Source organism: Pantoea sp. At-9b, from assembly GCF_000175935.2.
Taxonomy (GTDB): domain Bacteria; phylum Pseudomonadota; class Gammaproteobacteria; order Enterobacterales; family Enterobacteriaceae; genus Pantoea.
On sequence record NC_014839.1, the window covers coordinates 271,970 to 294,306 of the forward strand.

A 22,337-nucleotide genomic window follows, 5' to 3' on the forward strand; every position below is an offset into this window, starting at 1 on the left:
AAAGCTCCTATGAACTGGAGGTGCATTTTGCACAGGCGCTCATTTATCGCGGTAATTCTTTCTTCAATTGCGTTGCATGAGAATTGCTTTGCAAAACCATCAATTTCACCTGATCTTACGGAGCTTAAATTTGACAAGGATGTTTTGATACATAAATCAGGTAATAAAGTCGATAGAGAGTATTTAATTAATAATGATTCATTCGACTCTGATTTTTTGTTTGTAAAAAACAAAAATGATGGTATTGCGGATTTATACGTCTATCATGAAGAACCTAAAAACTTAGGATTTCATAGTAGAGATTATGTCTATACCAGAAGAGGAGGTGTTTGGGCTAGATTAAATTATTATTTTACGCTTGAAGATTTCGGGGCAATTTCTGATGGTGTAACTGACTGTTCCAGAGAGATCAGCTTAGCACTTAATTCGGGCTTAGTGATACGCTCAATTGATAAAGGGGTTTATTTGCTCCGGGATACAGTCAGAATATCCGCAGTAAGTCTGGATTTCATGGGTTTTGGAAAAGGTAGGACGGTATTCTTACTGGATCATATTAATCATGGGGTAGTATATGACGAGCCGAGAAATAAAAATGATAAATGTAGTGTTAATCTTTCTGGCTTCACAATAAAGCGACTAAATTCGAATGATTATAAATCAGCAGCTGGGCCTAAAGGTTTGTATGTCGCTAATGCTAGTCCTTTGAGAATTTATGATGTAGAAGAGTGCTATGGCATTGGTTATGGAGTTCATATCGATTTTAGCAACGACATAATTATAAAGCGTTGCCATGTACATAACCATCAAGATGATATGGGAGGAGCCAGCGGCACAGATGGCATTCATATATATAGGTCTGAGAATATTTTAGTGGAAAATAATGTCATACATGACGTTGGCGATGATGCTATTTCTACAGGTTCATTTGATCCAAAATATAGAATTAAAAATGTAGTAATCAAAGATAATTACATATACAACACTAAGAGTGGAATAAAAATTTACTCATTTGCGAGTGATGTAAACATTAACAACAATCGTATTGTTAATTCTCGTGAAGGAGGTGTATATATAACTGATGATAAGAACTCAATAGATGATGCGACGGTAGACAACATCGTTATAATGGGGAACTTTTTTTCTGCAATAGGCCTTTCTTCTAAAAGTGATGAGGCAGGTGCATTGAGAATCAGGTTTTGGCCTAACAAAAATACCAAATCACTTATATCTAACATTACGTTCAAGAATAATAAAATCCAAGATTGTTTAACTGGCGTATCAATTCTCACATATGATTATGCTAAAAAAGCAAAGAATATTTATATTATTAACAATGTTTTTAAAGAGACAGTCAATGGCGAAAATTTCAATATTCGGTATAAACAACTTCAGTATTTTATAAGGGTCGTGCAATGTTATGGTGATTTTATTGTTTCCAAAAATAATTTCCATACAGAGAAGCCGACCTTGATTAAGTTTGATATTGCGAAAACAAAAGACGCTGAAGGAAAATTTATAGCAATATTTATGTTCATAGATAATAGAGTTCACGTGTTGTTAAAAACCAAAAAATGATCGAATATTTCATGAATTTTGAATGTGTAGGTCATTATGTAATGGAAAGAAATAAAATTATTTGAATGCTCTCTCAATAGAGCAATGGTTTTTTAAAGCTTGGCTTATAAGTCTCATGCGAATTTATTAATTGCCTTAGTTGTCACAGTTAACTGGGTTTTTTTGAATGATTACTAATTCTATATGTTTAACTATGAGGCGTGAATTATGATTCTTCCTGTAATCATGGCTGGCGGCACTGGTAGTCGCCTATGGCCAATGTCTCGCGAACTTTATCCTAAACAATTCCTTCGTCTTTATGGCGATTACTCTATGCTTCAAGAAACAATCAACCGATTGAGAGGGTTAGACGTTTCTGAGCCATTAGTGATCTGTAATGAACAACATCGTTTTTTAGTTGCTGAGCAACTCCGTAATATTGGGCAATTATCTAAGAATATTATTCTTGAACCCGTTGGGCGAAATACTGCTCCTGCTATAACATTGGCAGCGTTAAATGCAATCACTCACGGAGAAGACCCGCTGTTATTAGTGTTAGCAGCAGATCATGTCATTGGGAATCAAAAAGCATTTCACTGTGCGGTTCAGGATGCAATTCCCTATGCGGAACAGGGAATGCTTGTGACATTTGGTATTGTTGCTTCAGAGCCAGAAACAGGTTATGGCTACATTCAACGTGGTGCGTCATTAGGAAGTGGCAACCCGCCTGTATTCAGGGTTCATCGTTTTGTTGAAAAACCGGACCTTCCAACGGCATTACAGTATCTTGAGTCAGGTGAATACTATTGGAACAGCGGTATGTTTCTGTTTCATGCAAGTCGATTCCTGGAAGAAATGTCTCAGTTCAGACCGGATATTCTGGCAGCATGCAAAACAGCTATTGCGTCTGCTCAGACAGATACACATCAAGATTTTATCCGTGTCGATAAACAAGCCTTTATCTCGTGTCCTGATGAATCAGTCGATTACGCTGTTATGGAGAAAACAACTGATGCTGTCGTCGTTCCTCTTGATGCGGGTTGGAATGATGTAGGTTCATGGTCGGCACTTTGGGATGTCAATAGTAAAGATGTTCAAGGCAACGCTCTGGCCGGTGATGTTTTCACACACCATACCAGTAACTGCTACATTAACACTGACGAAAAATTGGTTGCAGCAGTCGGTGTTGATAACCTGGTGATTATCAATACCAAAGACGCAGTACTGGTTATTGATAAATCACAGGTTCAAGACGTTAAAAAAGTTGTTGAGTTTCTCAAGAAAAATGAGCGTGGTGAACATCGAGTCCACCGTGAGTCATACCAACCGTGGGGAAAAAACGACAAAGTTGTAAGCATGCCTCGCTATAACGTTAACCGTGTGACGGTAAAACCTGGAGGTATGTTTTCCCTACAAATGCATCATCACCGTGCTGAACACTGGGTTGTTCTTTCAGGAACTGCAAAGGTGACTATTGAAGATAACACCTTTTTACTAACAGAGAATCAATCCACATTTATTCCCATAGGTTCTCAACATATGCTGGAAAACCCAGGAAGGATTCCTCTTGAATTGTTGGAAATACAGTCCGGTTCATATCTTGGTGATGATGATATTATTCGTACTAAAGATCACTATGGCCTTAGTTAAACAAGGGATGCAAAATGTCTGGTAAATTAACCTGCTTTAAAGCGTATGACATTAGAGGGAAATTAGGCGAAGAATTAAATGAAGATATTGCTTACCGGATTGGCCGTGCTTATGGTGAATATCTGAAGCCTAAAGAAATGGTGGTTGGTGGTGATGTGAGATTAACTAGTGAGGGTTTGAAAAATGCACTGGCTAATGGTCTACGTGATGCCGGTACAGACGTTGTTGATATTGGTTTATCCGGCACTGAAGAGATTTACTTTGCTACTTCATATTTAAATATTGATGGTGGCATTGAAGTTACAGCCAGTCATAACCCGCTAGATTATAATGGCATGAAGCTAGTTCGTGAGGGTTCTAAACCGATAAGCGGGGATACTGGCTTACGTGATATTCAGCGCCTTGCTGAGGAAAATAGTTTCTCACCGTCTGCCCCAGAAGATCGTGGCAGCTATACCAAACTCTCAGTTCTGGATGCTTACGTCGAGAAACTGTTTAGCTATGTCAACTTGAATAATTTCACGCAACCAATGAAACTTGTGGTCAACTCCGGTAACGGGGCGGCAGGACATGTAATTGATGCTATCCAAGAGCGCTTCGAACAAGCTGGAGTTGATATTCAGTTCGTCAAGGTACATCACCAACCAGATGGACATTTTCCTAACGGTATTCCCAATCCGTTGTTGCCTGAGTGTAGGCAGGACACCACAGATGCAGTCATCGTAAATGCAGCAGATATGGGCATCGCATTCGATGGGGATTTTGACCGTTGTTTCCTATTTGATAGCGAAGGAAAATTCATTGAAGGTTATTATATTGTCGGATTACTTGCTGCTGCCTTCCTTGAAAAAGATCCGGGTGCACGCATAATTCATGATCCTCGCCTTAGCTGGAATACCATAGATATCGTAACGGGCGCTGGTGGTGTGCCTGTAATGTCGAAAACTGGGCATGCCTTTATCAAGGAACGCATGCGTCATGAAGACGCGGTTTACGGTGGTGAAATGAGTGCTCATCATTACTTCCGTGATTTCGCTTATTGTGATAGTGGGATGATCCCGTGGTTGCTTGTAACCGAATTACTCCAGGTCAAAGGTCAATCTCTGAGGGAATTAGTTAACAGTCGTATGCTGGCCTACCCCGCTTCCGGCGAGATAAATAGTATAATTGACCAGCCTCAGCAGGCGATTGAACGCGTATTACAGCATTATGAAGATGAAGCATTAAGTCTTGATAGAACTGATGGTATTAGTCTTGAGTTTTCTGACTGGCGATTCAACTTAAGAAGTTCCAACACTGAACCAGTAGTTAGACTCAATGTAGAATCTCGCGCAAACGTCGCTTTAATGCAAAAGCACACTGATAATATTCTCGCTATTCTGCGTAGTTAAACATTATTCATCATCATGTAATTACATCAATTTGTTCTCATATTGCGATTTTCTTCCTCCATCCATTTTTTGAAAATGGAATTAAAAGAAAATAAGCTTTATGAGAGTTAGTTTTGTTCGACGTAATCAGTATTAAAGAGGGTTAAATTATGTCACATAATATAAGTATAGGGATCGTGGCTGACTGGTTAGTAGGCTTTGCCGGTGCTGAGCGTGTGATTGCCGAATTTATCCATCTATTCCCTTCATCCGAGATTTATTCGGTTGTGGATTTTTTATCAGATGATTCCCGCCATCATTTTCAAGATAAAAAAGCGACAACATCTTTTATTCAGCGTCTACCTGGAGCTAAAAAAAAGTATCAAACCTATCTACCGCTAATGCCATTAGCCATTGAACAACTTGATGTCACTAAACATGATGTGGTGTTATCCAGCAGCCATGCTGTGGCCAAAGGGGTGTTGACTGGTCCTGATCAACTTCATATCAGTTATGTTCATTCACCCATCCGTTACGCCTGGGACTTCCAGCATCAATACCTGCGTGAATCTGGGTTAGATAAAGGATTTAAGGGTAAGCTTGCTCGTTGGATGCTTCACAATATACGCATGTGGGATTACCGTACGGCGAATGGTGTTGACCATTTTATCGCTAACTCACACTTTATTGCGCGTCGTATCAAGAAAGTTTATGGCAGGGATGCAGACGTTATCTATCCACCTGTTGATGTTGAACGCTTCACCTTAAATGAAAAGAAAGATGATTTCTATTTTACAGCCTCGCGGATGGTGCCATACAAGCGTATCGATCTGATTGTTGAAGCTTTTAGTCGTATGCCAGAAAAGAAATTAGTCGTAATTGGTGATGGTTCTGAGATGGCTAAAATTAAATCTAAGGCAACACCAAACGTTGAAATACTTGGCTACCAGCCGAATGAGGTAATGGAAGACTACATGAGGCGTGCAAAAGCATTCGTGTTTGCTGCTGAGGAAGACTTTGGCATTACTCCGGTTGAAGCTCAAGCATGTGGCACTCCGGTAATTGCCTTTGGTAAAGGTGGGGCGTTGGAAACTATTCGTCCTTATGGTGAAGAATATCCGACAGGATTATTCTTCTATGAACAGTCTGCCGCTGCTATTGTCGAAGCGGTTGAGAGTTTTGATATTATTGGGCATGACATACTACCAATTGATTGCCGTACCAATGCAACGCGTTTTTCAGCAGAGCGCTTTCGTAATGAACTGGACACATACATTAAAAGTAAATGGGAGATGTTCAAACTGAGCAAGGAAGTGGTCTATTCATGATAGTTACAACAAAATTTGTCGTGTTTCAGTCTCGACACATCAGGCCACAAAGAAGTTAAACCTGGGTTTAATTTCAAAGAGTAAAGGCATCCTCATGTACCAGACACTATTAGTTGTCGTTTTAAGCGGTAAGACATACAAAGACTCTGCAACACTTAATTGCCTAATGAATAAGGCATACGTTAATTGTGATCTCATTATTATTAATACAGGGCCTGATGCTTTACAGTTTGATAAGGATTTTATCCATACTTTGGGCTTCTACGTCAAAAGTATAGATATCAAAGAGTATCTCGATGCTCTCCTGCTCGGCAAAATCTATAATGAAATTCTCAATGAGTATTGTGAGATCGAACGATTTGTATTTTTAGATGATGATAGTTTCCTGAATAAAAACTATTTAAACAATCTCGATAGGTTTTATGCAACTCACATTGATCTGCAAATTCCTAACATTAGGTCAAAGGAGGATGGTAAAGTCTATTTTCCTATCATCGATGAATCTGTAACTAAGGTAGCAGATGGCATGCTTATAAGTGCCGCACAAGATATTCGTTCACTTGGGTTTGGCTTGGTCGTTTATCGGTCGGCAATTAATAAGTTCTCAGAAATTCATAAGCTAATTTTCGATAATCACTTTTCTTTTTATGATGTTGACAACGGTTTTTTTGGGGAAATTAAACTCCTAAGTGCTGAAAATATCGGCATTAATATTCAGGTGGTCAATACACTGGAACATACTCTCAATTGCAGTAGCGGAATAGATAGTAAATGGCGAGTAATAGAACGTATTAAAGAAGCGATTTTGCCAATAAAATCACACTTTACAAATTAATTAAATCTCATTTTTACTAGCTCACCATAGTTATCACTATGCAACAAGAAGTAGAGATTATTCATTGTTGCTTTTTTTGGCAAGATTCATCTAATCATTAATGGATTTATTGGCCGGGTTTAATAATATGACAACACTCCAGCATCGTATACAGATTACCTCAGAGTTTACATACAAAACTCTGCTTACAAAGCTCTCCTTGGCATTCTCAGATTTACTTTTTATTAATGCAGCATTGTTCATCGCACTAAAACTGATCGACTCAGGGGCTCATTCGATCCTAGCTGATATATCAGCAAAAGATCTTAATCTGAAAATATTTACTCATATCTGCTTGTCGGTTATCTGTGTTGTTTGGTTTTGGGTACGGTTGCGTCATTTTACCTATCGCAAGCCATTCTGGTTTGAACTGAAAGAGATATTTCGCACCATTTTTATCTTCTCAGTGATTGATCTTGCAATCACGGCCTTATCACAGTGGCAGATGTCTCGATTTGTCTGGGCTTTGACCTGGTTGTTAGCACTAATTGTGATTCCGGTCGGTCGCAGCATTGCTCGTCGGTTACTAAACCATTTTGGTATGTGGAAAAAACAGACAATTATCATTGGTAGTAATAAGAATGCTCAGGAAGCGTGGAAGGCATTACAAAGTGAAGAAGTTATGGGCTTCGATACCATTGCGTTCTATGACGTGGATGGTAGCTGCCAACAGTCTAGTATGGCAGGTATTCCGGTATTGAGAAATGAGCAAGACCTTTGGTTGCTGACAAATAATGAAACGCAGTTCATCGTCGCAGTTGAGACCGAACAAAGTCAGTATCGTGATCAATGGTTAAAAGCCTTGGCAAAACGTAATTGTCGTTCCGTCTCAGTTGTTCCTACGTTGAGAGGTGTACCACTTTATGGGACGGATATGGCGTATATTTTCAGCCATGAGGTGATGATTCTTCGTGTGAACAATAACCTGGCAAAACGTACATCACGTTTCCTAAAACGCGCGTTTGACCTTTTGGGGGCTCTTTCGATTATAGTTGCATTGTCTCCCGCATTATTGATTCTTGGCTATCTTGTAAGTCGTGACGGAGGTAGTCCAATTTATGGTCATGAACGTGTTGGTATGAACGGTCGCAAGTTCAAATGCCTCAAATTTCGCTCGATGATTATTAACTCGAAAGAAGTGTTGGAGGAGGTATTGCGCACTGATCCTGTTGCAAGAGCTGAGTGGGACAAAGATTTTAAACTTAAGAATGATCCTCGTATCACTAAAGTAGGTCACTTCATCCGTAAAACCAGCCTTGATGAGCTACCGCAATTGTGGAACGTAGTTCGGGGTGAAATGAGTCTCGTGGGACCACGCCCAGTTATCGAAGATGAACTCAGTCGATACGCTGGAGACGTCGATTATTATCTGATGGCTAAGCCAGGGATGACAGGATTGTGGCAGATCAGTGGACGTAATGATGTTGATTATGAAACGCGTGTTTATTTTGACTCATGGTATGTTAAGAACTGGTCACTATGGAATGACATCGCGATTCTTTTTAAGACAGTTGGCGTGGTGCTTAAGCGTGACGGTGCCTATTAATTTCCTCTTATTTATTAAATGGAGTTAATATGATAAAGATCAACTCTGTCATCACACACTTACAGAATAAGTTTATCGAATGTGCAATAGAGAAACTATCTAGAAATATGCCTTGCAATAAGTTGAGTTTGTTTGTCTGTGATATTCATCATTTCCTTCTGGCTTTGACTCGAGGGGATATAAATTCTAGGTCTAAAAATGTTGTGTTAGTTTACAACAATGATCTTGAAGTATTCATACTACAGTCAATTTGCGATGTATCTTTCGTAGCACTCGATGTTCGGACACAAGATGTCTTCGATTATTTTCAAGGGTGTAAAGTATTCAAGAAAGTAAAACCTTTTAAACAGAAGGAAGATAATGCAAGAATGCGAGTTTTTTTGCTTATTTTGCGAGGTTGGGATGATGATCGAATTTGTCAAACGTTACTGATAACAATGAAAAAACTTCGAGAGTATAAGTCCCAGCTAACTTATACCTTCTTTGAAAAGAGAAGAAATCTTTTTTACTTGACTCTAAACGGGTTTTTGCAAAGAGATGTTTTGGCAGCTTAATTTTTAATATGGTGAGTATAGGCCTGATACGTTTAGTGAGCTATTGATATGGTGCTTTGTTATGGCGCTTTATGTCGTAAAATTTCAATCAGATGAATGTAAAGATATTCGATCAGGCTATACACCATAAAATTAATAAAGTGGTTTAATTAATGTATTGTTTGTATATGCAATCTAGATTTTCAGGATAAAACGCTGTAAAAAACGAAATCTAAGAGGTGGGTCTTTTCATGCCGAATAAAAAAATTAATTATATACATTGTATTCGAGGTATTGCTATATTTTTCATCGTCACAACGCATTGCAATTTATTCACAACTGATGATGGTATTTTAGCCCGAATATGGAGTGAATTTTTAAGGGAATGGACTGCGATTTTCCTCCTGATCTCTGGATTTTTATTTCAATATTTATTACCTCGGTATGAAGTAAAAAAATTTTACGCCAGTAAGTTAAAAAATGTAATCCTTCCATATTTAATAATTTCTATCCCTGCAATTAGTATTTATATTTTTGGTTTGAAGAAAGAACATAACTGGCTTGATATTAATGAGTTGATGCAACATTCTATTATTTATATCTTAATGTTATTCTATGCTACAGGGGCACATCTGGGGCCATTGTGGTTTATCCCAATGCTTTCCCTGATTTTTCTTAGCTCAATTCCGTTAAAAATGCTGGGAGAGAATAGAAGAAATCTTTTATATGCAGCGGTGTTTTCTGTCGTTGTGATTCTTTTCACTTCACGACCAGTTGGTGACTCTAATTCTTTCTTGGCATATATTCACTTCCTTCCTGTATATGTTTTGGGTATGTTTATATGCGAGTATAGAGATACTTTGATTGAAAATAAGAATAAGTGGTATTTTCTTTTCGCTTTTTTAGTACTGTTTGGTATTCGTGTGTTTTTTGACGTTACACCAAGTCTTTCAGTATTATCGAAGATTTTTTTATTTCTTTTTTTATGTATTACTCTTTCCTCAATTAATATGCCATATGTGACCACGCCATTGTCATGGTTGGCTACGTCAAGTTTCGCTATTTATTTTCTTCATGGGTATTTTGTTGGTTTTCTTAGGAAGAAGATTGAACTCATTAACTCTTATTCTTTAGGCTCGAGTGTCATAATTGAAGTTCTAATTAGTGCCATTTTTTCTATATTAATCATATCCATAATATCCTTTTGCGTGTATGCATTGAAAAAAACACGTGTTAACACACGTTTGATACTTGGCTCTTGATTAAGACCTGTAAATGTTGGAATATGATGCCATGCTGCTGTATCAGATACATAACAGCATGGCATCAAAACAAAAAGTGCTTAGGCTATGTTTCATCATTCACAAAATAAACTCGTCGTCACTCCTCAATCACCGTCAGCAACGCATTCTGAATAATCCTCTGCGCCAGCAACGGGTTCTGTTCCGCTTGCGCAGCCTGCAATCCTGCAATATCCAGCTTATCCAACGCACGATACACATGCTTCAGGAAGTGAATCGACAGGTTAGCCGCTTCCACATTATCCTCACGGAACGGGAACTGATCCAATTGCCAGACTCCCTCCCAGTTATTGATCTTCAGTACGTAAAAGAACTCGAAGATCTCCGTCATATGTACCGTTCCCACCACCAGGTCATCATCCCAGCCGCGCAGGTTGTCGTTTACATCCATGCCGAACAAGCGATCATGATCGATAATCAGCTGCGCGGAACCAGCAGGTGACTCGCCGGCAAATAATGCATGCCCAAAGTCCAGCAGAATACCGACATTATCCAGCCCCATTTCCTCAATACCCAATAGCGTCCTCGCTGCGGAATCCCATGTCATTTTGACCCGTGGCTCGCGGGGTTTGTACTCTATGGCAAATTTTACGTCCGGATTGGCGCTGGCAAGTTCGCGCATGCCATCAACCGCCAGCCGCCAGAGATTTTTGTGGTCGACTTGGAATGGATAATCCCAACCATCCTGACCTGGCCATACCTTGACATAGTTAGCCCCCAACTCACGCACCACGCTGGCTGCTTCATGCATCAGATCAAATGCCTGCTTGCGTAGTACCGGGTCCGGGTTAGTAAACGCTCCCCGAGAAAAACGACGTAAGTAGATCTCCGGGGTAACACCGATGGCTTTCAAACCCGCCGCAGCCAACGCCTGTTTGACATCACTGACGCTGACTCCCTCAGTGAAGGGATAGGGAACGTCAACATATGAAAGGTCTTCGACGGTGCCAGCGATGCGGATTTGCTCCAGCGTGCTCAGGGCCGGGCCATAACCATCGACTGCATAACGGTCAACATAGTTTGCGAAGTGCCACAAGCCCGCGCCGAATTTTGGGTAGTTCCAGGTACTCATAAGATGTTCTCCTTAAACCTTCGAATGATCATGTTGAGAGATTCGCTACGAATACGGATGTCAGTAACTCATTGTGATAGAATATATATTCAAGTATGGTTATATATTCTATTGTGCGAGTGTTGTGTGGTTTTCATCCACTCTTAAAGGCTGAAATTGCAGCGAGAATCACAAAAAAACTGTGTTCAGTCAGGGTCAGTGAATGAGGAGAAATCGAAGGAGGGGTAAATCAGAAGCTTATTGGATACCTGAAGATAAAGCAGATGCCCGCCACTGCCTGAACAATGACGGGTATCGTTTGGTTATGCTGCGTTTGGTCCCGCCAGTGCAATGCGTTTCCCTTCCGGGGTCCCGGTATACTGGCTGAAGTTCGTCACAAACAGTCGCGCCAGTTTTTCCGCTTCTTCCTGCCATTGTTCCGCGTTAGCCCAGCCGTTGCGCGGATCCAGCAGACGTGACTCGACTTGCGGCACCTCGTCCGGGATCAACAGGCCGAACACCGGCACCGTGTTATCACCCAATACAATGCTGTCATCAAGAATGCCACGAATGATATTACGTGTATCACGCAGGGAAAGGCGTTTACCCTCACCATTCCAGCCGGTATTCACCAACCAGGCTTCAGCCCCGCTTTCCGCCATTTTCTCTGCCAGCACTTCGGCATATTGCGTTGGATGCAGCATCAGGAACGCAGCACCATAGCAGGCAGAAAAGGTGGGCGTAGGCTGGGTAATGCCGCGTTCTGTTCCGGCCAGTTTAGAGGTAAATCCTGATAGGAAATGATATTTCATCTGATCAGTAGTCAGGCGTGATACCGGAGGTAATACACCAAAGGCGTCAGCCGCGAGGAAAATCACTTTAGACGGATTGCCCGCGCGTGATACCGGCTTGACGATATTCTCAATATGCGCCAGCGGGTAAGAGACGCGAGTGTTCTCGGTCTTGCTGCCGTCCGCATAATCCACCGAACCGTCATCTAGCACCACCACGTTTTCCAGCAGCGCATCCCGACGAATCGCACGGTAAATTTCTGGCTCTGCCGCTTCGCTCAAATTGATGGTTTTGGCGTAGCAGCCACCTTCAAAGTTAAATACGCCTTCGTTGTCCCAGCCATGTTCATCGTCACCGATCAGTTCACGTTGAGGATCGGTGGAAAGGGTGGTTTTGCCGGTGCCGGACAGACCAAAGAACAACGCCACATCATCTGCCACACCCCGGTTGGCGGAACAGTGCATGGAGGCGATGCCTCGCTGCGGCAGAAAATAGTTCATCACTGAGAACAGACCTTTCTTCATCTCGCCGCCATACCAGGTGCCGCCGATTAGCTGCATCTTTTCAGTCAGGTTAAACGCGACGAAATTCTCAGAGTTCAGACCCTGTGCTTGCCAGTTAGGATTAGTGCATTTTGACCCGTTCATCACAATAAAATCAGGGTCGAAATTTGCCAACTCATCAGCCAGTGGAGGAATAAACATGTTTTTTACGAAGTGGGCCTGCCAGGCAACTTCGGTGATAAAGCGCACCGCTAGCCGTGAATCGTTACTGGCACCACACCAGGCATCTACCACGTAAAGTTGCTTGCCAGATAGTTGGTTCGAGACAAGATGACGCAGTTCAGCCCACACCGACGGCGCAAGTGGCTTGTTATCATTACGGCCAGTCCCAGCATCAGACCACCAAACGGTATCTCTGGTTAGCTCATCACGGACAATATATTTGTCCTTCGGCGAACGACCGGTAAATTCACCGGTATCGACTGCTACCGCGCCAGAAGCAGCCATGATACCGCGCTCATAGCCGCTTAACGCTGCCGAGGTTTCATGTTCGATGAGCAGGTCATACTCGGGGTTGTAGATCACTTCGCTCACGTTGGTGATCCCTAAATCTGACAGGGCTGTGTTAATCTTCTCTGAGCTGTACATGTTATACCTGACTGATTGCTGGCTGAATATTGGGCTGCATAGCACTGCGGCCGTTAGTTTGTTTGACAGTTAACTGAGCTGTTAATGAAATAGCGATGTTCAGTTATGCAACTGTTCTGGATACTAGCACCAACATTCAGATGCATTGATTGCATAATTTCTATGTGCCATGCATACTTTGCATGGAGGAAGTCAGTGTTTTGTGAGAATCAGCGCGATGGTCAGTAATCTGGAAGTGAAGTGGTTTTATGATGTTATCGCTCTGGAAGAGACCCGGAGCTTCACGTTAGCGGCTGAAAAGCGCAACATTTCCCAGTCCTCATTCAGCCGCCGTATTCAGTCGCTGGAATCGGCGATTGGCTTTGCGATTTTTGATCGCAGTGTAAATCCGTTGCAGCTTACCCGCCAGGGCAAAAGTTTTGTCAGCTATGCGCGCAATATGCTGGATGATATGGATTACCAGCTGAATCGGATTCAAGGGCTGGATAATTTCCGCCAAAGTATCAAGTTTGATGCCGCCCCCTCACTGTCTGTTTTGTTACTTCCCACCTTGATTGCCGGTTTTGCCGACAGTGCTGAAAGGATTCATTACGTCGAGTCGATCAACGTGGATGAGGCGGTATATAATCTCAAAGAAGGCAAAAGCGATTTTATTCTGACCTTCTACAACGAAGAGTTTATGAATTATCCGTTTATCCACCACAAAATCTTTGATTCATTTTTGCATCTGGTTTCTCCCTGTGATGTCGATGGCAGGCCGCTGTTTAGCCTTAATCAGGGCGGGTTGCCCTTGATGAAATATGCCAACGACAGTTATATGGGACGTCAGGTGAATCAGGTGATTGATAAAATCCCCGACAATACGTTTACGCTCAGCTTTGTCTCCTCGATGAGCGAGCTGCTTAAGCGGATGATTGTTAACGGACATGGGGTGGGGTGGTTGCCGCAATATTCGATTCAGCGTGAACTGCGTGAAGGCAAGCTGATGATTCTGGATGGTACGCTGTCGTTACCGATTTCGGCCTATGTGTATCGTTCAGGAGCGCGACTGAATCTGGCGGCGGAGCGTTTCTGGCAACATATTAAATCGCAGAATATCCGCCTGGTGTAGCGGCGCAATTTTTTGCGCCGCCCATTCGTCAAATCAGCGGCGACCAGAGGTCGTAGTTGAGTGTAAAGCCGTTACCCTCGCGTATCACTTTCCCGGTGGTAGGCAAGTTAAAATGCATCCCACTGACGGCAAGGTTATCACTGGCTGCCCGATCCAGCATTTTGCCGCGAACTTGTGAGGCAGCAGCGGGATCGCTGTCAAAGGCAATGGTCACCTCTGGCTGTGACACCTGAATATGCGGGAAATGCACAATATCTCCCCAGATTAGCAACGATGCTTTCTCATCACCTAGCAGATAACCGCTATGCCCCGGCGTGTGCCCGAACAACAGTACGGCCTGGATGCCCGGTAGAATGGCTTCTTCGCGGAACGGCACCAGTTTTTGGTGATAAGTGCCAAAAGCGTTACCCGCCAGCTCAAAGTAGGGGCGAAACGCATCCGGAGCACTGGCAGCTATGATTTGATCGCGCCAGAACGCCAGTTCTTTTTCGTGGATAAATAGCTGCTGCACATTTCGAAACAGCGGCGTCTGCAAGGGAGCTGCGAGGCTGCCGCGTGGGTCAACAGAATAGTATCAATCTGCAACGGGTCGATACCTGCGGCTGCCAGTGCCACCGGCAATCTTCCACCCCAGCCTTTAATCCCTCCTGCGCCGCTGTCAATCAGGATGGTATGTTGCGCGGTCTGGACCACATAAACGTTGATATTGATGCGCGGCGCGACCGGTGCACCGCGACGCTGGAGTAACGCTTCTGCCCATGAGCCATTAATCCCCGACAGTAATTCAAAAGATACATCGAGATAGCCATCACTCAGCATAGTGACGAGCATATCGCCAACTTGTGTACGGTTAATTGCTGGTGCCTGCCACTTAGGTTGCATACCCATTAGATACTCCCTGATTTCATCATTTTTTCAGATAGAGTAACAACAATCATGCCCACCTGTCGGTTGGACTCCATGTAACGATGGGCTTCTGCAATCGCATCCAGACTGAGGGTCTTATCAATCAACGTTTGTAGTTTGTCGCAACGCAAACCATCCAGCACGAAGGATTTTGCGCGCGCCAGTTTTTCAGCATCCGGCATGATTTCAAACCGTTCATAACCGCCAGGTTGAGGTGATTGTTGAGGATATCAAACGCCGGGACATCAGATTGCGGCTGTCGAGGGCGTCGTACTGGAAAAATATGATCAGATGGGCCATTACCTGGGTCAGTTTTGCCATATTAGGCCCGCCAACCGGGCGGAAAACGATATGTATGCCCTGTTGTGCGTTCACATGCAGGGACTCCGTGACCATGCCCTGTTCCGTGATTGGCAATCACGGCAGTTGCGCCCGTTTTCAACAGCATCTCCCGTTTCTCGCTCGTGCGGGTAAGGGTGATCGATTTGGCTCCCTGTATATTACTAATCTGAATAGCGGCTAGCCCAACACTGCTGGAGGCGGTCCGGATGACTACATTCTGGTCCACCTGTAATGTTCTGAGCTCCACCAGCGCACCATACGCAGTGTGATATACATCATCCAGCTGGCTGCGCCGCTGGTAAAAGAGATATTCACCGGGTGTATGATCACGGCATGCAGCGGGGCATTGGAGATCTCGCCATACATACCGTATTCTTCAATTATTGTAAGTAAACCCGTTTTAGTTCAACGCACTTTTTGTGGTTTCCGGTTTTTCAGCCATCAGCCGGTACTCTTCCGGTGTCAGGTTATTCAGGGATTTATGAGGCCGCTCGCTGGAATATTTGGTCAGTCAGCGCTCGGTGATTTCCTGTGCTTCCTTCAGGGTTCTTGACAGAAATAAACTCAAAATTTCTGTCCGGTACGTCCGGTTAGACCTTTCGGTAAGGCATCTGCGTGGCTTTCACGGTTTGATAAATCATGCTCTTCAGGCCACTGCTCCAGCGTCGGCGAAACCAGTTTCAGGTCGTTGTCCATCCGCAGTTTCAGCGGATAGCCCCGGTTTACCACGAGCCTGTCCTGAACCCTGATCATTCGCTGTGCCGGGATATTCAGATCGATTTCAATTGCGAGGGCCACGCCGTTAAAGTAATCCGCCACATTGAAGGTCCTGAAGCGTCTGCCACAGACCAGCGCATCATGCATAAAAACTATCACCAGCGCTGGTTAAACGCCTCAGGCTTCACCAGTGGTGACGGGTTAAGTACCGGTAAACGCTGTTTCCATTGTAACGAAAATTCAGTTTCAGTAGGCAGTAAATCCGGTACACGCGTTTATGGTTCCAGCGTTACCTTGCCTGCGCAGCAACTGGAATCGCTTCTTAAAACCTTATCGCGGGTAGCTTTCTGCCAGCTCAGTCAGCACCTGGATCACCGGTCCATCGCGCTGGTAAAAATAGACCGTCCTGCTAAGCGATAACGTCCTGCAGGACTGGCGGTCGCTCATAGTAAATTGTGCGTTCAGATAACCGACGAGCGCACGCTTTATCGCTGGTTTTAAAGCTTACTTTCAATGACGTCATTAAGTGCCCGGCATTCAAGGTTTAGATCAGCAAACATCTGTATGAGGCGACGGATTTCATCCTCCAAGTATTTCATCTTTTTGATATCAGTAGATTCCATAACGCCAAACTTCGCTTTCCAGTTGTAACAGTTGGCTTCGGAAAGGGCTGCTTCACGGCAGACATCCTTGTCGGTACATCCGTCTTCACCAGACTTCACAGCGAGAATGGTCTGATGTTCGGTGAATCGGGCTTTACGCATGGTGATCTTCTCAGATTACATCATCAGTGTGCCGGAAGATCTTAAAAACTGAATGGTTTTATTCACCGGGATACTTGCACCATGACGGTAGCCATCCCAATATCCGTTTGTGAACGGGTATGATGATAAAGGCAGAGTTATTTACTGCATAATACTTAATGTTCAGAGGCCTGGTTGGCACCTCTAGGTGTGCCCTTCTCATTTTCTGGAACAAAATGGAGAATCAGAGGGTATGAGATGGCAACATGGTTAATCAGGAGGCTGGCGCTGGTAGCGCAGTAATGAAATATCCGAATGAAAAAATATCACTGTGTTTACGCGGCGGCGTAAGGACATTATGCCTTCAGTCAGCTTATATTGCAGTTATAAAAAGGTTAGTCACTAGCCCCGTAAATATAATCTTTTCACAAATTCGGGTCATTGGAATTACGGAATTATTAAATACTGTCAATAATTCCTTCACGTAACTGACAATATGGTGCGCTGTTGGAAAAAAGCCGAATCGTCGCAGGGACAGATTATGAGGAAAATTAAGATATTGGTTGCTAAGGTGAATATGTTGCCCGGTTACAGTTTACCTGAAATTGTTAAAGGTAAACTGACACGCACCTGTTTCAGTGGCTTTAGCTCAAATGCACAGAGCTTCTCCCCCTGCATTTCTGTGGCAAGTCTCTGCAGGTGGAGCGACTTTATCCTCAGCGCGAGCTAACGTGCTTGACATCTAAAAATAGATTTTGTAAATAAACTATCGCCTGACGCGATCTGATCATCGGTCCAATCATTCATCTCGCATGTCAGGCCGGAAGCCCCGTCTTAACCGATGGGGCTTTTTGTTTTGCCGGTTTAGCTCATTGGTAGAGCACCTGACCTATAATCAGTATGTCGTTGGTTGGATACCTGCAACCGGCACCAGATAATCCCTGCGGTTGACGAGTCAGGTAATTAACGCCGATCTGCGGCAGGGTTTTCTTCTGTGTCATGTTTTGATAATTTGAATTTAATGCGGTGAATCCCCCTAGCGGAGGGGCCAAGCCAGAAAGATTCCTCGGTTATTGTGTGACGATTCAGGTTCTGGCTTTTCTGAATCACCGGGAGGCACCCGGCACCGCAGACGTAACTACAATTTACAGCAAACCCTAAGTCTCGCTTCGGCGGCCTTTTTTAATAAAAAAGCCTCGCAATATATGTATACGGGACGAAAAGTGAAGTCTCCTCAAGGGATTGGGTTGTACCCGAGACGAAACATACTCCTCTTCTAACTTAATCTCTTAGGTCAATTCTTACACAGGCCTTCAGAGTTGTTTATTTTCAAATGCTTTACCTGAATAACTGATTAAGCAGTTCCCGTTCCTTTGCTATCTCCAGTTACTCCAAACAGGACCTCGTCATAATAAAGAGCGATACGCACTTTTTGAAGATATCAGACAGCACCTTTCAACTAATGGAAGTGAGGATGAGCGCATGCCGGAAAAAGACACAGGCTTTTGGGATAGCCTGCTTGCATTGTTGTACGCCCACAATCCGTCACCTGCGCTTCAGTTACGTGAATAATCTGGGATGTTTTGCTGGTCTGTGGATACCTATCCTTGGTGTTGCTTTTGTAATGAATGATGTCTTCTGGATCAGTTTTAGCACGACGCTAAGCATCTATAGCAGCATTGCAAGGGAAGATAATCGGATATGGTGGCCAACGCGGTTGAAGAGATGGTTATCAAATGGCAGGAGGATAACTATAATCCAAAGCCGCTTTTCGCAAAATCGAGACCGCTTCCGACATACGATACCAGCCTTACGATCGGAAAATATCCGTGGGCTAGTGAAACAGCAGAGGAAATTATGTGGAACTACTTTTCCCGGTTTAAAATGGATGGCAGCTGATTCAATTTTGTTGCTTACTGGTTCTATGAGAAAGGTTCCCTGCCAAATTTTCTCCGGCCTAAGTCGCAAAAAAATATCCGATACAACCCCCTGAACCATTGACCATAAGGATACTCATTGAGTCAGCGCAAGCGGGGTGCTGGATTTATTAACAGTTACCAGTCATCCGCAACATCATTTTCCCGCAGAAATTAGTTTGCTCTCAAATAAAACCGCGCTCCGGGGAGGGCACGGGGAAGGTACATCATGGATTCCATGATACGATATGGTGGTGCAATGTCATTACTATAGAGTGGGACCTGTCGTCAGCAGATGCCCACGTCTCCTGAAAAACCTTCGAAACAACCTCTTTGTCGCCTTCCTTATCCTTCGATCTCAACACTGACAGGTGGTCATTATTGGCGTTTTTGAACACGACATACAGATAGGGATAGCTCCGGTTGAGTCGCTTTTTCAGCTCCTCCCTCTACGTATCTATTGGAGCCTATGTCTTTCACTCTTGCGATAGTCACTTCAGCAATCATGCCGACTCCTATTCAACTAAAAATCCCTTACCGACAATCTCTTCTCAGAGACCTCCCGTGATTGACTCGATCACACCCAATCATTCAATAACACTGTTCGCATATTCAGTACATTTAAGAGCGACAGGCGATGCTACGCGACTATGAAATTATGATTGCATTCAAACAGGCAATATAGCGGGATGCCGTCGGGCGTTTCACAGTCAGCACTCTCAATTTTGTGCAGGAGCTGGGTCGTCTAAACTGGCATTACATGCTGCGTGCAGCCAACAAATGGATCGAGACACACACAACAACATTTCGTGATATCTCAACAACCGAAGGTGAAGAACGCCTGTTCCAGATATTCAACCCAAACGGATGAGTAATACGTCTTGGGCAGAAATGGACCGATAGTTGATTGTCGAACGTACTAATGCAGCATAGGCAGCCGAAAAAATGCAGGGCCGAACTATTGGAACGGGCAGGAAGGCTGAGAAAGAAAGGGGTATCCAAGTTATAGGTAGCACTGATATGACGTGGCAGTACCAGCGTTATACAAAAAATTTACGATATCTACAGAATGGTCCAGCCAAGTTTGGCCTCAACCTGCTGTTAATCATTTTCTTATTCTCTGAAGCGCAGGTTTAAATCAAGATTTCATAACGTAACAACAGGAAAATTAACAAGATAAACTGGCAATCTCTGCGTACGCGGCTATGATTAACGCAGAAACAGACAGTTATCAGAGAATGATTTATTTATAGGGAGTTTTTATGGGTTTCTGGAGAGTTGTCATTACTATCCTCATACCGCCGCTTGGCGTCCTTATCGGAAAAGGATTTGGCTGGGCATTCCTGCTGAACATTATATTGACATTGCTGGGCTATATTCCGGGTTTGATTCATGCGTTCTGGGTGCAAACACGCAATTGACCTGATATTAGATTGCAGTGCAAATGCGTCGCTCTGCCTCCCCGGTCAACAACTCCAGATTGTTGACTGTATCACTGATGGAGGTTTGATCGATCCCTGTTTTTCGAGCGGAGAACCGATGCTGATCGGTCATTTAGGGTGTCAACAAATGACCAGAGAACGGATTTATAGCGAACCGCGCTTCAGATCGCACAATGTGATCTGATTTTCGAAGGTAAAATAAATGGCATTAAGGCCGATCGGCCAGGACCGCGCTGGGTGATCAGGATATTGAAAGCATGTGATATGCTGGTTGTGTGGAAACTTGACCGTTTTTGGTCGCAGTATGCGCAATCTGGTGATGCTGATTGAAGAACTTAAAGAGAAGGGTATCAACTCAGAAGCCTGACAGACAGTATTGATACCGGAACGCCAATGGGGCGTTTCTTTTTCCATGTTATTGGTGCCCTCGCCGAAATGGTACGTGAGCTGATTGTGTAGAACGGTAGCCGGTTTGGCCGCAGCGCGGGCCAGATGGGCGCATTGGTTGACGCAGGAGTATTATGGCGCGTGAAGTAGTGGTGAGGGCAAAAAGGATAATTATTAACGGAGCCCCCTGAACTAGGTTGCGCTAGTGCTGGTAGTCTCGCCCAAGACAATTTACCGTTATATACCTGCTACACGGCAGGTGGCCCTGAGAGGTAAATAAAAAAATCCCGCTCTCCGGGTTGGGTTACATGGCCAACTTCGATAGAAATAATAGAATTTGGAGGGGTTACATTATGGTATACTAATACCATTGAGCATGGTCGGTTATTATTTGGAATAAGAAAATCTTTGTTTAATTTAATAGCCTATCCATTTCTGGGCAAACGGCCACAGCACTCCGAACCCAATTATCAGTAGAATGGTAGTAACCAGGGGAATTTGATTCAACCATATGTCGGTTTTTTGTTTAATTCTACATCGTTCTTAATCTTCTCAACTCGCTTTAATTCTTTTCTAAGAATATTAATAGAATCCTGCACTTTCTTATGGTAGCTGGCAATATCTTCTTCTGACCGCTGATTGTTAATCTCTGACTTATTTTTTAATATCTGGCTACTGATAATTCTGTTCATCGGATTGTGTTGATTTCAAATTCAAAATGAAAGTTGAATTGTTACATTTTATCAATCTAATGTCATGTTGGCAGGGTCCTAAAGGCGCGTGAGATTTGTCTTACAAAAAATCATGTACTCCGGGGGGCAGCGCGGGCAATGATTATCTCGTATAGTATCGCAACAGTATGTGTTGCTACGCTGCATCTACAGTTTAGCTGAGCCATATCACCTCGATAAAAATACTTGCGCATGGCACTTGAAGTGTTCAGAAAGGCAAAAAATCTTGTATGCAACACGCGTGCCGTATGTGATGCACTTCAATAATAGAGACGAAAGTGCAGTTGTGCATTAGAGAAACGATGATTTATTTTTTCAGTCGGGTGAATAATTTTTGGATGTTAGACTTAAATAAAATATAATGGTACGAAGTGAAAAAACGGTGTTTAGGTCGGGGTATAATCTGCACCGTCAATACGGAACCAGCAAATTCTATATAAATGTAGTTCCCATACGTGATAATGGGAAATGATATAACTCATTCCTGGCGATAAAAAAATGCGATCCCATTAGGGATGGTGCGCTAGAAATGAGGATCACGAATGTTCAGCTAATGGGCTGTCAGTGAATCAGACCGTAAGTAACTATAGCAACATTATGGAATACCGTAAAAAAGCCCGCCCCAGATAAATGGTCGGGAAAAAAGTGAGTGTCAATAATGCACTGCATCACATCACTAATGTTGAGTTGTAACAATGACATTTATTATTAAATGTGATATTCTGAATTGATGGTGATTTAAGTTTAATATTCTGGTGATAATGGCAGAGACAAACTTCGTAAGGTAAGCATTAATTCAGAACGAATCAGGAAACTATCGGTTCATATCTGATATGAAGTTTCAAGAAAATTCGCACTGAGCTGGGATAGTGTAACTAAATTTTATTTAGTA

General features: G+C 43.2%; 17 protein-coding genes, 1 tRNA gene and 4 pseudogenes. 15 read left to right on the forward strand and 7 right to left on the reverse strand.

Features of this window, described 5'->3' with window-relative positions:
* The first annotated feature begins 27 nt into the window (after window positions 1-27).
* From PAT9B_RS25180 to PAT9B_RS25215, 8 genes are all read left to right on the forward strand, one after another.
* Complete coding sequence (locus PAT9B_RS25180; RefSeq protein WP_013512120.1) at window positions 28-1,575, forward strand: right-handed parallel beta-helix repeat-containing protein; 1,548 nt, start codon at window positions 28-30, stop codon at window positions 1,573-1,575.
* A 207-nt stretch (window positions 1,576-1,782) separates the two neighbouring features.
* Window positions 1,783-3,204 (forward strand): mannose-1-phosphate guanylyltransferase/mannose-6-phosphate isomerase, encoded by a 1,422-nt coding sequence (locus PAT9B_RS25185; protein WP_013512121.1) that lies wholly within the window; start codon window positions 1,783-1,785, stop codon window positions 3,202-3,204.
* A gap of 14 nt (window positions 3,205-3,218) precedes the next feature.
* Window positions 3,219-4,595 (forward strand): phosphomannomutase CpsG, encoded by a 1,377-nt coding sequence (gene cpsG / locus PAT9B_RS25190; protein WP_013512122.1) that lies wholly within the window; start codon window positions 3,219-3,221, stop codon window positions 4,593-4,595.
* A gap of 149 nt (window positions 4,596-4,744) precedes the next feature.
* Window positions 4,745-5,902: a glycosyltransferase family 4 protein gene (locus PAT9B_RS25195; RefSeq protein ID WP_013512123.1), complete on the forward strand. Its 1,158-nt coding sequence runs from the start codon at window positions 4,745-4,747 to the stop codon at window positions 5,900-5,902.
* A 94-nt stretch (window positions 5,903-5,996) separates the two neighbouring features.
* On the forward strand, window positions 5,997-6,737 hold the full coding sequence (locus PAT9B_RS25200; RefSeq protein ID WP_013512124.1) for a hypothetical protein: 741 nt from the start codon (window positions 5,997-5,999) through the stop codon (window positions 6,735-6,737).
* 127 nt (window positions 6,738-6,864) lie between these two features.
* Window positions 6,865-8,322 carry an undecaprenyl-phosphate galactose phosphotransferase WbaP gene (gene wbaP, locus PAT9B_RS25205; RefSeq protein WP_041526163.1) on the forward strand — a complete coding sequence of 486 codons (1,458 nt, stop codon included), beginning with the start codon at window positions 6,865-6,867 and terminating at the stop codon, window positions 8,320-8,322.
* A 29-nt stretch (window positions 8,323-8,351) separates the two neighbouring features.
* Window positions 8,352-8,876 carry a hypothetical protein gene (locus PAT9B_RS25210; RefSeq protein ID WP_013512126.1) on the forward strand — a complete coding sequence of 175 codons (525 nt, stop codon included), beginning with the start codon at window positions 8,352-8,354 and terminating at the stop codon, window positions 8,874-8,876.
* Between the two features lie 230 nt (window positions 8,877-9,106).
* A complete protein-coding gene (locus PAT9B_RS25215; RefSeq protein ID WP_013512127.1) occupies window positions 9,107-10,117 on the forward strand; it encodes an acyltransferase in 1,011 nt (336 codons plus the stop codon).
* A gap of 118 nt (window positions 10,118-10,235) precedes the next feature.
* Here the strand turns inward: PAT9B_RS25215 and PAT9B_RS25220 are convergent, their stop codons facing one another.
* Window positions 10,236-11,228: a sugar phosphate isomerase/epimerase gene (locus PAT9B_RS25220; RefSeq protein WP_013512128.1), complete on the reverse strand. Its 993-nt coding sequence runs from the start codon at window positions 11,226-11,228 to the stop codon at window positions 10,236-10,238.
* 302 nt (window positions 11,229-11,530) lie between these two features.
* On the reverse strand, window positions 11,531-13,150 hold the full coding sequence (pckA, locus tag PAT9B_RS25225; RefSeq protein WP_013512129.1) for a phosphoenolpyruvate carboxykinase (ATP): 1,620 nt from the start codon (window positions 13,148-13,150) through the stop codon (window positions 11,531-11,533).
* Window positions 13,151-13,367: 217 nt separating this feature from the next.
* On the opposite strand from pckA, the gene PAT9B_RS25230 reads away from it, so the two are divergent.
* Window positions 13,368-14,261, forward strand: coding sequence for a LysR substrate-binding domain-containing protein (locus tag PAT9B_RS25230; RefSeq protein WP_013512130.1), 894 nt, complete (start codon window positions 13,368-13,370; stop codon window positions 14,259-14,261).
* A 28-nt stretch (window positions 14,262-14,289) separates the two neighbouring features.
* Here the strand turns inward: PAT9B_RS25230 and PAT9B_RS31235 are convergent, their stop codons facing one another.
* From PAT9B_RS31235 to PAT9B_RS30420, 4 genes and pseudogenes are all read right to left on the reverse strand, one after another.
* Complete coding sequence (locus PAT9B_RS31235; RefSeq protein ID WP_223300505.1) at window positions 14,290-14,772, reverse strand: hypothetical protein; 483 nt, start codon at window positions 14,770-14,772, stop codon at window positions 14,290-14,292.
* Window positions 14,715-15,149: an MBL fold metallo-hydrolase gene (locus tag PAT9B_RS31240; protein ID WP_223300506.1), complete on the reverse strand. Its 435-nt coding sequence runs from the start codon at window positions 15,147-15,149 to the stop codon at window positions 14,715-14,717. Before PAT9B_RS31240 ends, PAT9B_RS31235 begins: the two co-directional genes overlap by 58 nt.
* Window positions 15,149-15,893, reverse strand: a pseudogene (locus PAT9B_RS31525) (zinc-binding dehydrogenase); the annotation flags it as partial. The pseudogene PAT9B_RS31525 and the gene PAT9B_RS31240, both read right to left, overlap by 1 nt.
* A 16-nt stretch (window positions 15,894-15,909) precedes the next feature.
* A pseudogene (locus tag PAT9B_RS30420) lies at window positions 15,910-16,990 on the reverse strand (transposase).
* 837 nt (window positions 16,991-17,827) lie between these two features.
* Between PAT9B_RS30420 and PAT9B_RS25255 the strand changes: the two are divergent.
* The 3 genes from PAT9B_RS25255 to PAT9B_RS31260 all read left to right on the forward strand — a co-directional run bounded on the left by PAT9B_RS25255 (window position 17,828) and on the right by PAT9B_RS31260 (window position 19,020).
* Window positions 17,828-17,902 (forward strand) — tRNA-Ile (locus PAT9B_RS25255).
* A gap of 768 nt (window positions 17,903-18,670) precedes the next feature.
* On the forward strand, window positions 18,671-18,868 hold the full coding sequence (locus tag PAT9B_RS31255) for a hypothetical protein (protein WP_223300507.1): 198 nt from the start codon (window positions 18,671-18,673) through the stop codon (window positions 18,866-18,868).
* Window positions 18,869-18,966: 98 nt separating this feature from the next.
* A complete protein-coding gene (locus tag PAT9B_RS31260; RefSeq protein ID WP_255360081.1) occupies window positions 18,967-19,020 on the forward strand; it encodes a DUF1493 family protein in 54 nt (17 codons plus the stop codon).
* Window positions 19,021-19,112: 92 nt separating this feature from the next.
* Here the strand turns inward: PAT9B_RS31260 and PAT9B_RS31530 are convergent, their stop codons facing one another.
* Window positions 19,113-19,325, reverse strand: a complete 213-nt coding sequence (locus PAT9B_RS31530) for a DinI-like family protein (RefSeq protein WP_071883944.1) — start codon at window positions 19,323-19,325, stop codon at window positions 19,113-19,115.
* A gap of 197 nt (window positions 19,326-19,522) precedes the next feature.
* On the opposite strand from PAT9B_RS31530, the pseudogene PAT9B_RS31265 reads away from it, so the two are divergent.
* From PAT9B_RS31265 to PAT9B_RS31535, 3 genes and pseudogenes are all read left to right on the forward strand, one after another.
* Window positions 19,523-19,756: pseudogene (locus PAT9B_RS31265) on the forward strand (DNA polymerase V).
* Between the two features lie 391 nt (window positions 19,757-20,147).
* Window positions 20,148-20,306, forward strand: a complete 159-nt coding sequence (locus PAT9B_RS30050; protein WP_013512134.1) for a YqaE/Pmp3 family membrane protein — start codon at window positions 20,148-20,150, stop codon at window positions 20,304-20,306.
* Window positions 20,307-20,534: 228 nt separating this feature from the next.
* A pseudogene (locus PAT9B_RS31535) lies at window positions 20,535-20,786 on the forward strand (recombinase family protein).
* The last annotated feature ends 1,551 nt before the right edge of the window (window positions 20,787-22,337 follow it).